The organism is bacterium, assembly GCA_020444325.1.
Lineage (GTDB): Bacteria > Bacteroidota > Ignavibacteria > SZUA-365 > SZUA-365 > BM516.
Window position 1 is genome coordinate 231,767 of sequence record JAHLLD010000001.1, and the last position, 15,080, is coordinate 246,846.

A 15,080-nucleotide genomic window follows, 5' to 3' on the forward strand; every position below is an offset into this window, starting at 1 on the left:
TGAAGTTATACGCTGAACTGCAGTCCCTCAGCATCAGCGTCGATTGAGACAGTCATGCCGCGCTGATAATCGCCGCGGATGATGCCCGCGGAAATGCGATTGACGATTTCCCGCAGCATGAGCCGCTTGAGGGGACGCGCGCCGAATACCGGGTCATACCCCTGGTCGGCCAGCCAGTCCTTCGCCGCTGCACTGATCGTGGCATCCATGCCCTGCCGCTTGAGGCTCGCTCGTACGAGGCGCTCAAACTGCACTTCGACGATGCGGTGCAGATGTCCCTTCGAGAGCGGGTGGAACATGAGCACTTCATCAATGCGGTTGAGGAATTCGGGGCGCAGGGTTTTCTGCAGCAGCTGCAGAATGTCGCGGCGCGTTTCCGTGTATGCGCTGTCCAGGTTTTCCTCGCTGGTTGCGCGGAAGCGTTCCATGATCAAATCCGCCCCGAGGTTCGAGGTCATGATGATGATGGTATTCTTGAAGTTCACCACATGTCCCTTGCTGTCGGTCAGGTGTCCCTCATCGAGCACCTGCAGCAAGACGTTGAACACCTCGGGATGCGCCTTTTCGATTTCGTCGAGCAGCACCACACTGTAGGGACGACGACGCACAGCTTCGGTGAGCTGTCCCCCTTCGTCATACCCGACGTAACCGGGAGGTGCGCCCACGAGGCGGCTGACGTTGAACTGTTCCATGTATTCCGACATGTCGATACGCACGATGGCGTTTTCATCGTCGAAGAGAAATTCCGCCAGCGCACGGGCCAGTTCGGTTTTGCCGACCCCGGTGGGACCCAGGAAGACGAAGGAACCGATGGGACGGCGCTCGTCGCTCATGCCGGCGCGGGAACGCAGGACGGATTCCGACACCGCCTCGACGGCCTCATCCTGTCCGACCACACGCATTTTCAGGCGCTCAGGCATGTGAAGGATTTTCTCCCGCTCGCTTTCCAGCATGCGGGAAACGGGAATGCCCGTCCATCGCGACACGACGTCGGCGATATCTTCCTCGGTGACTTCCTGTTTGAGCAGCGCGCCTTCGCGATGCATTTCCTCGAGACGACGATTGTTCTCTTTCAGGGTTTTTTCCAGCTCGATGAGCTTGCCGTATTTCAGCTCTGCCGCACGGTTGAAGTCGCCCTCGCGTTCGGCTTTTTCTGCTTCGAAGCGCGTGACCTCGACCGCCTCTTTCGTACCGCGGATTTCCGCAATCACTTCTTTTTCATTCTGCCAGCGGCCGTACATCGAATCATAGCGTTCCTTGAGATCGGCGAGTTCCTGTTTGATTTTTTCGCGGCGTTCAGCCGAAGCCTCGTCCTTCTCCTTCTTGAGCGCAACAGTTTCGATTTCCAGCTGCTTGATGCGACGGTCGATCTCATCCATTTCCTCGGGCATGGAATCGATTTCCGTGCGCAGCCGCGCGGCGGATTCATCGATGAGATCGATGGCCTTGTCGGGCAGGAAGCGGTCCGCGATATAGCGGTGTGATAGCGTCGCGGCAGCGACGATGGCGCCGTCTGTGATGCGCACGCCATGATGCAGCTCGTATTTTTCCTTCAGTCCGCGGAGAATCGAAATCGTATCCGCTTCCGAGGGCTCACCCACGACCACGGGCTGAAAACGCCGCTCCAGTGCCTTGTCCTTCTCGATGTATTTGCGGTACTCGTCCATTGTCGTCGCGCCGATCATACGCAATTCTCCTCGGGCGAGCATAGGCTTGAGCATGTTGCCGGCATCGACCGCGCCTTCGGCCGCGCCCGCGCCGACCACGGTATGCAGCTCGTCGACGAAGAGAATGATGCGTCCGTCGGATTCGGCAACCTCCTTGAGCACAGCCTTCAGCCGCTCCTCGAATTCCCCGCGAAATTTCGCACCCGCGATCAGTGCGCCGATATCGAGCTGAAACAGCGTCTTGTTCTTGAGTCCTTCCGGCACATCACCCGAAGCGATGCGTTGTGCGATTCCCTCGACCAGCGCGGTTTTTCCGACGCCGGGATCGCCGACGAGTACTGGATTGTTTTTCGTGCGCCGCGACAGTACCTGCACCGAGCGACGGATTTCCTCATCGCGTCCGATTACCGGATCGAGTTTACCGCGCCGTGCAAACTCGGTCAGGTCGCGGCCGAAACGCTTGAGGGCCTGGTATTTTTCCTCGGGCGACTGATCGGTCACGCGCTGTGAACCGCGAATGGCCTGCAATGCCGTGAGGATATCCTTCCGTGTCACACCTTGCGCGGAGAGCGTGCGGCCTGCATCGGATTCCGTATCCCCCGCCAGGGCGAGCAGCAGGTGCTCTGTACTGATGTATTCGTCATGAAAACCGCGCATTTCTTCTTCCGCTTTGCGGAAGAGCTTTTCGAGCGCGGACGAAAGGTACACTTTGCCAGATTCCCCACCGTACACCTTCGGTTTTTCCTGCACGATGCGTTTGACTTCAGCGTGCAGTGATTCCGGGTTCGCGCCGATGCGCGTGATGACGGAAACGGGCACTCCTTCACCGTCCTCAAGCAATGCGAGCAGAAGATGCTCGGGCTCGAGCTGCTGATGTGCGTACTCCGACGATATATTCTGTGCTTGCGTGATGGCGTCCTGCGCCTTCACGGTAAATTGATCAAGTCTCATACTGATACCTCTATCCTAAAATTTCATTCCCCAGCGTCGGAACATCTCCGCCGCTTCCTCACGCTGCGCATCGCTGAGCGAAGAGGGCAGTGACAGATGGCTGCGAATGTACAGGTCACCCGTCGTGCCGCTCGCGGCATAGCCCATGCCCCGGAGGCGCAGCACGGATTCCGGCGGTCCGCCAGCGGGAATTTTCACATTTACTTTCTTTCCCTGTGGCGTGCGCACGCGAATGGTGCTTCCGAGCATCGCCTGGGCCAGATTGACCGGGATATCCACGTACGCGTCATTTCCCTTGCGCTTGAAAAAGGGATCGGACGTCGCCTGCGGCTCGCGTGGCTGGGCTCCGTGCGGAGTCCCGTGCGGTGCACCGTGCGTGGCGCCGCTTCGCGTGCCGGGACGGCCGCCGCCGGAGAAGTCGAAGTGGAAGCCGCCGGGATTCCGCCGCGTGCGACGCGACGAACGGGCTCCTCCACCAAAAAGTGACGAGAAAATATCATCCAGACTGCCGCCACCGAAACCCCAGGTGAATTCCTCGTTCGTACCGGACCGCTGTCCGCCGAAGCGGCTCATGAAATCCTCGTACGACATCGACCCCTGTCCCCCGCCCATACTGTAGCGGCGAAGCTCGTCATACTTCTTCCGCTTCGCGGGATCCTTGAGAACGTCATATGCTTCCCCGATCTCCTTGAAACGCGCTTCCGCACCCTCATCCCCCGGATGCGTATCCGGGTGATTCTCCTTCGCCAGCTTGCGGTACGCTTTCTTGATATCGTCCGCACTCGCGTTCTCACTTACCCCGAGTATCTGATAATAGTTTTTCTGTTCCATTCGTTTTTTCTCCTTGTCCGGCTGTCCGATCTCGTCTGAAATGCTCCGTTCTAAAGAACATCTTCGGTACAGCGGATTTCTCCGGACTGTCACAACTATTATACATGTCGCAATAGTCGTACCAGAGTGATAAATCGCTCAATTGCCGCCATTATGTCAGCCAATAGCGACATATTGGCGCATGTCAACTGCAGAATTGTCATGCTGCATACTCAGATACGCCACAATGACGCTATTTCCTGAAGGAATGGCAGATTTTTCAAATTGGCACAGCTTATGCAGCATTACTGGTGTACGAGCAAAACAACCACCAACCTTAACAGGAGGTATGATACTATGACAGTCGTTCGTTGGAATCCCCTCAATGACATGATGAATCTGCAGCGTGAGTTCAACCGTGTATTCAATGGAATGGATACCAAGCGGCATGATGAGGATTATGAGTCCGCCGTGTGGAGTCCGATGGTTGACATCGTCGAAAACGAAGACGCATACACACTGACCTTTGACCTTCCGGGCATGAAGAAGGACAACATTCACATGAATTTCTCCGACGGTACGCTGAAGATCAGCGGTGAGCGTGCGGCGATCGAGGAGAGCAAGGACAACACCTGTCACCGCGTCGAGCGCGTGAGCGGAAAGTTCTATCGCTCCTTCAATTTCCCGACGCAGGTCAACTCCGACGGCATCAGCGCCCGCTATGAAGACGGCGTGCTCACCGTGAGCGTGCCGAAGGCCGAGGAAGTCAAGCCCCGTCAGATCTCCATCAACTAAGGGCTGAAACGTCCGCTTGACAACGGACAGGTTCGCGCAGCGAACAGGCTCGCACGACGATCACCTTCGCACGGCGATCACCTTCGCACAGCGATCACCTTCGCACGACGATCACCTTCGCACGGCGAGCCGGTAACAGCACACGATCACAACAGCACACAGATCCTGTGACCTCAGCAATGCCGCTTCCCTCCGGGGAGGCGGCATTTTTATTTCACAACTTCGCTGCTATTTCTCGGCCCGGCTGCTATTTCTCGGCCCGGCTGCTATTTCTCGGCCCGGCTGCTATTTCTCGGCCCGGCTGCTCATGAGCACGGCGATGGGCCTGAGGCTCTCCACGTTCTCGAATATGATTTTGAGCGTCGACATCATCGGGACCGCAAGTATCATCCCCATGATGCCCCAGATCCATCCCCAGAAGAACAGGGCGACGAGGACGAGGAGGGGACTCAGGTTCAGACTGAATTCCATGAGTTTTGGTTCGATGACGTTGCCCATGAGAAACTGTGTCGCTCCGAGAAGGATGAGCACGAGCAGCGGCGTGGCGATGCTGTCGAACTGCAGGAAGGAAATGAGCAGAGGGAATACTACCGAGATGGCGGATCCGATATTGGGAATGAAATTCAGCAGAAATGTCAGGAAACCCCAGAGCAGCGCGAAGTCCACCCCGAGAATCAGGAGAATGACCGTCGTCAGCGCACCTGTCCCGAGACTGATCAGCGTCTTGGTAATAAGGTACTGGCGCACGCGGAGATCGATTTTCTCTAACATCGAGGCCAGGCGCTCACTGTGACGCTCCGACATCGAGACATGAAGCTTGCGTATCATTTCCCCGCTGCCGGCGAGAATGAAGAACATCAGCAGCACCACGACAATGAGATTGCCCAGGAGGGTGATGAAGGATCCTGCTCCGCTCGTAAGCATGGTGGTCACTGCGGAAACATCGACGATGTTGGTAAGACTGAAGCTTTCGGGTTTGATGTCATAGCGCGCCGCGAGAGAATCGAGCATGGCCGTCGCATCATTCACCATTGTGGTCAGCTTCTGCTGATACTTCGGGAATTCCCGGACGAAGGATTCGAAACTGGAATAGATGATCGATGAGAGGCCGAAAAACAGTGCCAGGATGAACACCACGACCACCAGCAGGGCGATGGCGGAGGGAACGCGCTTCTTTTTCAGGTACAGGACGATCGGCTTGAAGATGTAGGAAAGAAATATCGCGAGGACGAAAGGCAGGATGACCGACTGCAGCTGATGCAGTACGATCCCCGCAACGAACACGACGATAATTCCCAGAAATACGGTAATAATGCGCAGTTCTCTCTGTTCCATGGAGCCTCCGGCAGGTGATGGACGCCTGAAATGTAGCAGTATCGGCGATGATATGAAACTCCCTGAATCCCTCAACCCATATTGTTCATCCCATGTATTCAGGCCGGAATTGCGGCAGCTTCGCCACCAGACCTGTGGATGAAGCCCCGCCCCCGGTACAGCGTGGAAATGCTGTATGACAAATGCATACACGATGTTGCTGTTGAAAAGTGTTGCCTGGTGAATACAAAAGGCAGTAACTTTGTAACTGCGCCGTATGCGACCGGCCACGAGATATGTAGTATTAGTTCTGGACGTAATGAACAGGAAACGACTGATTAAACTGCTTGCGCTGCTCACGCTCGCCGCCGCTTTTTTCATGAAGCCGGCGATGATGGCGGGAGCAACGCATGAGGGACGCCTGCAGGTCACTGCCTTCAGCTCCCCTGACAAGAAGAAATCCCGCCGCAAAGAGCGCGCACTCTCTGTGCTCCGTGAATACCTGCCGGCCTACGCAGATATTCTCGAAGCGGAGATGGTACGTTTCGAAAAAGTGTTTTACAACGGAAGCAGTACCCTTCCCGTATCCGATAGCTACGATCCGCGCTCTCCCTTCGTGAATCCCATCATGCGCCTGCAGCTGATGCAGACCATCGACAAGTGGCTCGGAACCCGATACCGTTATGGTGGACGCTCCAGGCGCGGCATCGACTGCTCAGGATTTACTTCCAAGGTGTACACAGAGGCGCTGGGAAAGACATTCCGCGGTTCCTCGCGCATGCAGGCACGACAGTTCACCCCGATTTTCGATGTCGACAGCATGCAGTTCGGTGATGTGATTTTCTTTACCGGGACCAACCGCAACAGCCGCCGTATCGGACATGTAGGGGTGTACCTCGGACACGGCGTGTTTGCCCACGCTTCCACATCGCGCGGTGTCACCTTCAACCATATCAAAGACGGCTACTACGAACGCCGATTCCGTTTCGGTGGACGCTTCATCAGCGAACATGCAGCCGATGCCGGGAAGTCGGGCGTTTTCGCCAGTCCCTGATATCTGCTTTTTCCGAATATCACAACGCCCCATCCTTTCCGGGATGGGGCGTTTTCTTTTCAATCACTTTGAAGCCTATGCAGCGCTGCGAACGACGCGGCCGATCTTCAGCCCTCCGCCTCGCGAGCAGAAGGAGACTTGCGCTTCAGCTGCGTCCCGAACACGTGGTCCCACAGCGGTGAACTCACGCCGAAGCCATTGTCGGGGTCCTGAAAATGATGCCGCATATGCCATTCACGCAGGGTACCAAACACCGCACCCTTGATGGGGAAGTGATGGACGGCGTAATGGGTGATATCGTAGAAAAGGTAGCCGGTTAGAAAACCGGCGGTAAACGGCGCTGCATACGAACTGCCCAGCGTTACGTGGAAAAGCAGATAGAAAAGCGATGCGAGGGGAAGACTCACCGACGGCACCATGACCAGGCGCAGGGGATCGCTTGGATAATCATGATGCACACCGTGAAAGGTCCAGTGCACGCGCCGGCCCCACTCTGAACTGGGTTCATAATGAAACACGAAGCGGTGCAGCACGTACTCGGTCAGCGTCCAGAAAAACAGACCGGCAAGGAGCAGCAGGACGAGAGTCGTCAGCAGCAGGGCATAGCGAAAAACCGCGAGGTAGACGAATAGCAGAATGACGGGTACGAAAATAATCAGCGGCACCGTCCAGTGTACCCGTGAAAAAAACTCGATGAAATTACTGCGAAACATCCGCGGAGTTTCACGTCGGTTGGAAACGTAATGCTTCATGTGTCCAGAACACGTCCGATGGTTGATTGACCCGGAATTCCCGGGAAATATGCAAAAAGTGCATAAACCGGAAAATCCCTATTGCTTCTAGATTTGAAACACAATCGAACATGGTTGCATTCCTTGAGACAAAAAAACGCGGACCCCGTGGTCCGCGTTGGCAGGCTGTGACGCGGCGTCAGCCGCTGCAGCTTACACGTTCTGTACCTGTTATCAGCGCTCGATAACGACGATTCCGCCGATGGTCGTACGCAGCGAGATCGAACGAATGTGCTCAAGCGTGAGCAGATTGTACCATTTCAGATCGGTCGATGCGACGTAGCACACCTTGGAATCATCCGTGATGGCCAGTCCCTGCAGCACCTTCCCGGCATTGAAAATTTTGATCACATCGTTATTGGAAGCATCGATCACGTTGACACCTTCGATTTCCCGGAAGGTCTGCTTGTCATTGATCACGAATGCGTACTTGCCGTCCGGCGAGAAGGTGATCTGCTTCTGAATGCCCGTATGGTACTTGGGCATGTCGATCACAGCCGTTTCCTTGTTCGTCGCGGTATTGATGACCTGAATCTTGTTTGCCGGACCGTAGGACACGTACGCGAGTGCTTTTGTCGGACTGCAGGCCATGGCATAGAGGTCTTTCTCATATCCCTTGATCGGCGCAACGCTGCCCATCGGCTTGTAATCCTGCGTGCTGAACACCCTGATGCCTTCACCCTTGTTGACGACGTACAGTTTCGATCCGTCTGACGAAATCGCCAGCGCGTTGATGCTGCGTCCGGCATCGAACTGTGCGATAATGTTTTCCTTCTGCGTATCGATGACGTACACGCGAAGTTCCTTCGAGGCATCGTCCGCGCGTTCGGCAACGAAGATACGTGTTCCTTCCCAGTTGCGAATCATCACTCCGGCATTGATGCCGCGACGATTCACCGGGAGGCGCAGAACCTGTTTTTCCGTGTTTTCCGCCAGATCAACGATGGATACAGTGATGTCACCGGTGTTGCTGACGTAAAGGCGACTCTTGTCCGCGTTCGGCACGACGTACAGAGGATCGCGTCCGACCTGGATACGCTGCAGCAACTGGCTGGTCGCCGGATTGACCACGGCGATATTGCCTTCATCCGTGAGCGCGGCGTATACATAAGTTTCCTGAGCAACAGCTGTCGAATGCAGGAAGGAAATACTCAACAGCAGGAAAGCGAAGAGGGTAAGGAATTGTTTCATAGCTTTGCTCGTTTCGTGAAAAGTGGAGAAGGTGGTCGGGCAATTACAATGGTAGTAAAGACAGATGTTTCAAACAAGGTCGGCTGGTCAATTTCATCCGCGGCTGATTCGCGGCGAATGACGCGCCTGCATGCGTTTCCCCCGCGGCGCAATACTGCTGATACCTCTGACCGGAAGGGTATGTTCCCATGAGAGTGTACTTCCCCGTTATTTTCAGCATGGTTTCCATCGCCATTTTGAGCGTTGTGGAGATCGTGCTGCTCAAGCTGCTGCATCGCGACTGGTGGCAGATGCAGCGTATACGCAGGTTGTCGTACGCCCTGCCGCTGGCGGGATTGCTGGGACTCGCACTCTGGGCGGGAGGCATCGCGCTGGAAGCGGATCTGATGCTGACTGTGGGCGCGACACTCACCGCGCTGATTTTCGTCCTCGGTATCGCCCTCATGCTCTCCCTGCCCTTCAGCGGGGTGTTCCATGTCATCGACCGCATCATCCGCTGGGTGGGCAGAAAAAACGCGCCGAGCGAACAACAATCCACTCCCGATCCCGGGCGCCGGCGCATCCTGACCACATCCGCGGCGGCTTTCCCGCTGCTGGCGATCACGGCCGGCGGCAGCGGCGTCGCCAATGCGTATCGCGATCCCCGCACCCCGGAGATCCCCCTCCACTTCCCGCAACTGCCTCCTGAGCTCGAGAATATGCGGATTCTGCATATTTCCGACGTGCACATTGGCTACTTCATCGGCTTCGATGATCTCGAACGCATCATCGAACTGGCATCAGCACAGAAACCGGATCTCGTGCTCATCACCGGCGACTTCTCCGATGACGCCGCAACCTATCTCGACGCGCTGCGCCTGGCAGGAGAAATACCCAACCGCTACGGCATCTACGCTTCCATCGGGAATCATGAATATTTCCGCGGCATTCGCAGCATCTTCCGATCCTATGAACGCGGTCCCATTCCCCTGCTCCTCGACAGCGGCACACGGGTGGATGTCAACGGTGCATCCCTCTACCTGGCGGGGGCGGACGATCCCCGATCCATCCGTAACAATCCCGAACATTTCTACGAACAGACGATCGACCGCGCAATGCGGGATGCACCGTCCGACGCCTTCAGCATCCTGATGAGCCATCGTCCCACGGGCTTCGACCGGGCCGCGCAGTCCGGTATCCCCCTGACACTTGCGGGACATACGCATGGGGGACAGATCGGCTTCAACGGACGCAGTCTGCTCTACGCGCTGAATCCGGAGAAATACATGTGGGGACTCTACGAGAAAGGTGACAGCAAACTCTATGTCAGCGCCGGGGCCGGACACTGGTTCCCTTACCGCCTGGGCTGTCCGACGGAACTCCCGGTCTACCGTCTGACTCGCCATGCAGCTTCCGGCCGCACGTAATGCGCCTTCCGGCCGCGCGTAATGCGCCTTCCGGCCGCGCGCAATGCAGCACATCGGAAGTTCGGGCCGCTCGCATTCTTCAGCGGGGCAGCAGCGGTATTTGCATTCAACGCAGCAACATACGCGTCAGGAATGCTCGGCGAGCCAGCGGACGAACGGTGACATCGCGCTGAAATCCCGTACCAGTTCTTCGAGGAATTCCGCCTCATGAATCAGTGAACCCGGGACTTCCTTCCAACACAGAAACTGTTTTTTCTTCAGCAGATCGGCCGCGGGATGTTCGCGGTCGTATCCCTGCGGCACACGCTGCAGTTCATCTCCGATCATTCCTCCAAATTCCTTGACGAACTTCTTTTCACCGATGATGGCGCGCAGCGCATCGGCATCACTGTCGATAGCGGCGCGAAGGTTTTTCAGGCGGTCTCCCATGGGATTGTAGAGTCCGCCCCCGATGCCCACTTCACCCGGAGTAATGTGAAAATAAAACGCGGCGTCGTGCTTGCGGTCATAGCCGTTGAACGTGAATGCCGCTGCAATCCAGGTCTTGTACGGCGATTTGTCCTTGCTGAAACGCACATCGCGGTAGATGCGGTACATGGCCTTTTTCGGTTCAAGTATGATATCCGGCTGCAGACCTTTCATGCGCACGGCGAGGGTGGACAGCAGCTGCAGCATGGGTTCTTTCACATTCTGTTCATAGACCGGTTTGTTCGCGTTGAACCAGTCGCGATCATTATTCTTTTTCAGGTCGCGCAGAAAACGCATGGTTGCTTTCGGGAAGCCGTTGAACGGTGGCAGCGCGTCCTGTTCGAAGGGATTTATTTTTCTGGCCATGGGCAGTCCTCAGTGAATTGTCGATGCAGGGATTTGTCTTCATACGGGTCATAGCTGTCGTGCAGCTCTTCTGCTGAATACCCGGAACGCACACCCTCGACACGCACGACTTCCGCGTCTTCGTCGATGCTGAACTCGATGCGCCAGGTCCGGTACGCAATTTGATAACGGTCATCGGAGATGCGCTGCACACGTTTACGGCTGCTGTCAGCAGGCTGCGCTTCGAGCTGGGATTCCGCGAACGGGAGCAGATCGATATTTTCGGATCGCAGCCAGAGAAAATGCTCCATCGCAAGAGAGGAAAACTCCACGCGATATTTCACTTCTTCGCCGGGTACCCAGCCGGTCGCCGCATCGGGGAATGCGTCCGCATAGGGCAGATACGGTTTTATGTCGATAATCGGTGTGCCATCGAGCAGATCGCATTCGCTCACGACAAGCTCGCGTCCCCTGACCTCAAGCAGCCTGACACAGCTGAGTCCGATCGGATTGGGCCGATAGGGTGCACGCGTCGCGAAGACACCCACTTTATCCTTCCGATGCCGCGGCACCTGGACACGCGGTTTCCACCCTTCGTTGAGGTGGAAAACATACAGCAGCCAGATGCGCTCGAAACCTTCGAGATCCGAAAGCGCCTGTTCGAAATTCCTGCCCTCGTCAAGGACGACCCGGGCTTTGTGACTGCCATCGAGCGTCCCCTGGCGGGGGACGTCATAACGGTGCTTGCGCGGCGAGAGGAGGACGCCGATGGATTCGAGAGTGATGCTGTGCATGGGGAAAAATACTTTGTTCGTGGCTTTTTCCATAACACAGGCAAAATCAGGGGCAAGGTTCCTGGGCAGGGGAGGAATTAATCCTGTGCTTTCAGCGCAAGCTCTCGTATTTTTGGGGATGTACCTGAATGCGGGACGTTTTCCGGTCGTCAACATCGGAGCGTACCGCGTCTTCACAGCAAGAGCAGACAGATGAATACACTTCTCGAATTGATACCGTCACCGGAAGAAATCCCCTCGCAGTTCCGCTTCCCCGAGACCGTGAATCGGCAGTACCTGCTCAATGGTCTGCAGAAGTGGGAGGGTACACAGCTCGCAGTGCACTCCCCCATTCCGCTGCGCATGGGGGACGGCAGTATCGTGCAGCCTGCGCTCGGCAGCATTCCGCGCCTTACCGAAGCGGTCGCGAACGAAGCGGTTGCGCGTGCGGCGGCAGCATTCGACGCAGGTGACGGTCCCTGGCCTTCGCTTTCGCTCGAACAGCGCGCGGATGTCGTGCGGCGCTTCGTTGCCGATCTCAGGCCCCTGCGCGACCGCATCGCCCTGCATATCATGTGGGAAGTCGGGAAAGTATTCGAGGAAGCGCAGAACGAATTCGACCGTACGCTCGAATATGCGCTCGAAACCGTGGAAGCGGCGCTGGATCTCGATAAACGTGAACGGCGCGACACATCACTGCAGCAGGTGGTGGGACGCGTGGATCTGCTTCCTGTTGGTCCCGCCCTCTGCGTCGGACCATACAACTACCCGTTCTACGAGACGCTGACAAACGCCATCCCCGCCCTGCTCATGGGCAACACCGTCATCATCAAGGCGCCTCCGCAGGGTGCCCTGCTCTACAGCCTGCTGCTGCCGGTTTTCGCGACGCATTTTCCCGGCGGTATTGTAAGCGTGCTGTTCGGAGACGGCGAAGAGCTTCTCGCACCGATGATGCGCAGCGGCCGCATCAGCATATTTGCCTTCATCGGCACCAGCTCCACCGCCGATGCGCTTGTCAAAATGCATCCGGCCCCGCATCGCCTGCATACGGTGCTCGGACTGGAGGCCAAAAACGCGGCAATCGTGATGCCGGACGCGCCGCTGGAAATCACGCTCGAGGAGGTGGTGAAAGGAGCCCTTGCATTCAACGGTCAGCGCTGTGCGGCAATCAAGATGCTTTTCGTCCATGAGCAGATTGCCGAGACCTTCATCGACCGTCTCTCCGCAGCGTTCGCCGACAGCGTTCCGGGTATGCCCTGGGATGCCGTGCGCTGTACACCGGTCATTTCGCCCGCGCACGCGGAGTATCTCGAAACGCTGCTTCATGACGCGATTGAAAAAGGTGCGCGCCTGCTCACCCCGCACGGCGGGGAACGCACGGCCACACTGCTGCGCCCCGCGCTGCTCGGCGACGTACACGAAGGCATGAGGCTGTACGACGAGGAGCAGTTCGGACCCCTTCTCCCCGTAGTCGTTTTCAACGATGCGGCCAGCGCCCTGCAGTATATCAAGCATGCGCGCTACGGTCAGCAGTGCAGCATTTTTGGCTCGGATCCCGCCCTGCTGCGCGACATGATTACCGCGGCAGCGCGGTATGTGGGACGTGTGAATATCAATGGGAAATGTCAGCGTGGACCCGATCATTTTCCGTTTACGGGCAAACGCGATTCAGCCCTCGGAACCGTATCAATAGAAGAGGCGCTGCGACGGTTCTGCATCAGTACCGTGATCGCAACGCCTGAATATCCTGAAAACACCGCCCTGTGGAAACGGCTGGGGTGAATGGGAACACCCCGCGGGATTCAAACCTCGATATAATGCTGAATCTGGGTAATGAATGTACCCGGATTGATCGGCTTCGGAATATGATCGGTGAATCCGTGCTTGAGCAGCCGCTCACGGTCGCCGGGGTTGGCCAGCGCAGTGACGGCGAGCACATTGAGATCCGCGCCATGCGGGAGTGTCCTGATAAAGGACAACACCTCTTCACCATGCATGCCGGGGAGCATGATATCACAAAGCACAAGTGTCGGTTGATTTTCCTTCAACCACTCGCAGGCAGCTTCCCCGGTCTCAAAGGTCTCGACTTCGAACCCCGCCTTGCGAAGAATAATGGAGAGAAGTTTGGTAATGGAACCAATATCCTCAATTACGACGATAGTATTGGAACGTCTGATCGCGTTCATGTTCGTTCTTCCGCTGCGAGCTTGTGAAACAGTGCGTTCTCTTGCCGGGCTGCCGCCCCGCCGCCTCTCAATGATGGGACCCGGAGCTCCAGTGTCCGAATCGTGCAGGGGAATGTAATGAATTCCCCGCTCTTAGGGTAATGCTTTCGCTCCGTGCGCTGTCTTTTTCTGTCTCATGCACGCAGTCCCGCCGCATGCATGACATTTACTTCATCGTAAGGACGATTTTATAATTTTTGGGCATGACCGGGATGGCCTTGTCTCCGAGATCTTTCCGCTCGGAATCGAAGGCCATACGCACGGTATAGCGTCCTTTCGGAACACGCGCGGAAGGAAGGCGTACGGTCTGCTGGGAGCTCCCGTAGACATCGACATGGCCCGCCTGCCGATGAATTTCCTTTCCACTCCCGTTTTCGATGGTCAGAACGCAATTCCCCCGGTACGCCGCATTCCCCATCTGTGAGAGTTCAAACATGAAGGTCACCGCTTCCTCGTCGCGCTGCGCCCCGGCATTCGTCAGCTTTACATCACTGTACACTTCACCGACGCGGACATGGATCGGAATCCGCAGTGCTTCGCTGCCGTCGTCCGGACGAAGGACGATATCGCTGCAGTATTCGCCTTCGCTGCTCCCACCCGGAATGGTGGCGCTGACATGGAGACGCGCCGCCGATTGTGCCGCAAACGTAAGTTCGTCTTCCTGCACCTTCAACCAGTCATGGCAGGAATTTCCGCGACCGAGGCTGTCCCTGTCCTCCACAGACACCGTGTACACCGTGGCCTGAGTCGAGCGGAGCTGCAGCGTCCCTGAACTGCGGTCCGTACTCAGATACAGTCCATACGCAGGCTGCACCTGCAGTTGTGCACAGGTGACGAAAGGAAGCAGCAAAAACAGGAAAAGGGCGGGAATACGCCGCATCAGAGAAATTTCTCCATCACGCTTTTGAGATGCACCCACTGAAACGGTTTGGAAACATAATCGTTGCAGCCAGCTTCGAGGCTGCGCTTTCTGTCCTCCGGAAACGCGTGGGCGGTCAACGCGATGATGGATATGTCCTTGAAACGCATATCCTGGCGAATCTTACGGGTAATCTGCAGACCATCCTCCCCATCGCGAAGTGACAGGTCCATCAAAATGAGGTTGATGGAATGTTCTTCCAGAATTTCCCAGGCTCGTTGTCCGGTCGCGGCAATATGCACGTCGTACTCCCGTGACAGCAATATGCGCATGTATTTCTGACTCTGCTCGTCGTCTTCGACAACCAGAATGCTCGTAGTCTTCTCGGACATGAATAGTCTCCAGTTAAGTGACCCGGGCTCAGGTACCGG

At 56.6% G+C, this 15,080-nt stretch carries 14 protein-coding genes; 4 read left to right on the top strand and 10 right to left on the bottom strand.

Features of this window, described 5'->3' with window-relative positions; translation table 11 throughout:
• Positions 1-5: 5 nt before the first annotated feature.
• Both clpB and KQI65_00980 read right to left on the bottom strand, forming a co-directional pair.
• Positions 6-2,618: an ATP-dependent chaperone ClpB gene (clpB, locus tag KQI65_00975; GenBank protein ID MCB2203291.1), complete on the bottom strand. Its 2,613-nt coding sequence runs from the start codon at positions 2,616-2,618 to the stop codon at positions 6-8.
• 15 nt (positions 2,619-2,633) lie between these two features.
• Positions 2,634-3,449: a DnaJ domain-containing protein gene (locus KQI65_00980; GenBank protein MCB2203292.1), complete on the bottom strand. Its 816-nt coding sequence runs from the start codon at positions 3,447-3,449 to the stop codon at positions 2,634-2,636.
• Between the two features lie 336 nt (positions 3,450-3,785).
• On the opposite strand from KQI65_00980, the gene KQI65_00985 reads away from it, so the two are divergent.
• A complete protein-coding gene (locus KQI65_00985) occupies positions 3,786-4,223 on the top strand; it encodes an Hsp20/alpha crystallin family protein (GenBank protein MCB2203293.1) in 438 nt (145 codons plus the stop codon).
• Positions 4,224-4,508: 285 nt separating this feature from the next.
• Here the strand turns inward: KQI65_00985 and KQI65_00990 are convergent, their stop codons facing one another.
• Complete coding sequence (locus KQI65_00990) at positions 4,509-5,558, bottom strand: AI-2E family transporter (protein MCB2203294.1); 1,050 nt, start codon at positions 5,556-5,558, stop codon at positions 4,509-4,511.
• Between the two features lie 298 nt (positions 5,559-5,856).
• Between KQI65_00990 and KQI65_00995 the strand changes: the two genes are divergently transcribed.
• Positions 5,857-6,591: a C40 family peptidase gene (locus tag KQI65_00995; GenBank protein ID MCB2203295.1), complete on the top strand. Its 735-nt coding sequence runs from the start codon at positions 5,857-5,859 to the stop codon at positions 6,589-6,591.
• Between the two features lie 107 nt (positions 6,592-6,698).
• Here the strand turns inward: KQI65_00995 and KQI65_01000 are convergent, their stop codons facing one another.
• Positions 6,699-7,304, bottom strand: a complete 606-nt coding sequence (locus tag KQI65_01000; GenBank protein ID MCB2203296.1) for a sterol desaturase family protein — start codon at positions 7,302-7,304, stop codon at positions 6,699-6,701.
• A gap of 252 nt (positions 7,305-7,556) precedes the next feature.
• Entirely contained in the window at positions 7,557-8,573 is a 1,017-nt protein-coding gene (locus KQI65_01005) for a YncE family protein (protein MCB2203297.1), read from the bottom strand.
• A 188-nt stretch (positions 8,574-8,761) separates the two neighbouring features.
• Here KQI65_01005 and KQI65_01010 point away from each other — a divergent pair, with 188 nt between their 5' ends.
• A complete protein-coding gene (locus tag KQI65_01010; protein MCB2203298.1) occupies positions 8,762-9,979 on the top strand; it encodes a metallophosphoesterase in 1,218 nt (405 codons plus the stop codon).
• Positions 9,980-10,105: 126 nt separating this feature from the next.
• Here KQI65_01010 and KQI65_01015 read toward each other — a convergent pair whose 3' ends face one another.
• Complete coding sequence (locus tag KQI65_01015) at positions 10,106-10,813, bottom strand: DUF2461 domain-containing protein (protein ID MCB2203299.1); 708 nt, start codon at positions 10,811-10,813, stop codon at positions 10,106-10,108.
• A complete protein-coding gene (tsaA, locus tag KQI65_01020) occupies positions 10,798-11,586 on the bottom strand; it encodes a tRNA (N6-threonylcarbamoyladenosine(37)-N6)-methyltransferase TrmO (GenBank protein MCB2203300.1) in 789 nt (262 codons plus the stop codon). The genes KQI65_01015 and tsaA overlap by 16 nt, the downstream gene beginning before the upstream one ends.
• A 192-nt stretch (positions 11,587-11,778) precedes the next feature.
• On the opposite strand from tsaA, the gene KQI65_01025 reads away from it, so the two are divergent.
• Positions 11,779-13,347, top strand: coding sequence for an aldehyde dehydrogenase family protein (locus KQI65_01025; GenBank protein MCB2203301.1), 1,569 nt, complete (start codon positions 11,779-11,781; stop codon positions 13,345-13,347).
• 20 nt (positions 13,348-13,367) lie between these two features.
• Here the strand turns inward: KQI65_01025 and KQI65_01030 are convergent, their stop codons facing one another.
• The 3 genes from KQI65_01030 to KQI65_01040 form a co-directional block, all read right to left on the bottom strand.
• Positions 13,368-13,751 (bottom strand): response regulator, encoded by a 384-nt coding sequence (locus tag KQI65_01030; GenBank protein MCB2203302.1) that lies wholly within the window; start codon positions 13,749-13,751, stop codon positions 13,368-13,370.
• Positions 13,752-13,956: 205 nt separating this feature from the next.
• On the bottom strand, positions 13,957-14,670 hold the full coding sequence (locus tag KQI65_01035; protein MCB2203303.1) for a hypothetical protein: 714 nt from the start codon (positions 14,668-14,670) through the stop codon (positions 13,957-13,959).
• Entirely contained in the window at positions 14,670-15,041 is a 372-nt protein-coding gene (locus KQI65_01040) for a response regulator (GenBank protein MCB2203304.1), read from the bottom strand. The genes KQI65_01035 and KQI65_01040 overlap by 1 nt, the downstream gene beginning before the upstream one ends.
• Positions 15,042-15,080: the final 39 nt, after the last annotated feature.

What these genes read in the sequence shown, in the direction of transcription:
- KQI65_00980 (MCB2203292.1), bottom strand. Translation starts at nt 3,449, where the DNA reads ATGGAACAGAAAAACTATTATCAGATACTCGGGGTAAGTGAGAACGCG.
- KQI65_01030 (MCB2203302.1), bottom strand. Translation starts at nt 13,751, where the DNA reads ATGAACGCGATCAGACGTTCCAATACTATCGTCGTAATTGAGGATATT.
- KQI65_01000 (MCB2203296.1), bottom strand. Translation starts at nt 7,304, where the DNA reads ATGTTTCGCAGTAATTTCATCGAGTTTTTTTCACGGGTACACTGGACG.
- KQI65_01040 (MCB2203304.1), bottom strand. Translation starts at nt 15,041, where the DNA reads ATGTCCGAGAAGACTACGAGCATTCTGGTTGTCGAAGACGACGAGCAG.
- KQI65_00995 (MCB2203295.1), top strand. Translation starts at nt 5,857, where the DNA reads ATGAACAGGAAACGACTGATTAAACTGCTTGCGCTGCTCACGCTCGCC.
- KQI65_01010 (MCB2203298.1), top strand. Translation starts at nt 8,762, where the DNA reads ATGAGAGTGTACTTCCCCGTTATTTTCAGCATGGTTTCCATCGCCATT.
- KQI65_01005 (MCB2203297.1), bottom strand. Translation starts at nt 8,573, where the DNA reads ATGAAACAATTCCTTACCCTCTTCGCTTTCCTGCTGTTGAGTATTTCC.
- tsaA (MCB2203300.1), bottom strand. Translation starts at nt 11,586, where the DNA reads ATGCACAGCATCACTCTCGAATCCATCGGCGTCCTCCTCTCGCCGCGC.
- KQI65_00985 (MCB2203293.1), top strand. Translation starts at nt 3,786, where the DNA reads ATGACAGTCGTTCGTTGGAATCCCCTCAATGACATGATGAATCTGCAG.
- clpB (MCB2203291.1), bottom strand. Translation starts at nt 2,618, where the DNA reads ATGAGACTTGATCAATTTACCGTGAAGGCGCAGGACGCCATCACGCAA.
- KQI65_01025 (MCB2203301.1), top strand. Translation starts at nt 11,779, where the DNA reads ATGAATACACTTCTCGAATTGATACCGTCACCGGAAGAAATCCCCTCG.
- KQI65_01015 (MCB2203299.1), bottom strand. Translation starts at nt 10,813, where the DNA reads ATGGCCAGAAAAATAAATCCCTTCGAACAGGACGCGCTGCCACCGTTC.
- KQI65_01035 (MCB2203303.1), bottom strand. Translation starts at nt 14,670, where the DNA reads ATGCGGCGTATTCCCGCCCTTTTCCTGTTTTTGCTGCTTCCTTTCGTC.
- KQI65_00990 (MCB2203294.1), bottom strand. Translation starts at nt 5,558, where the DNA reads ATGGAACAGAGAGAACTGCGCATTATTACCGTATTTCTGGGAATTATC.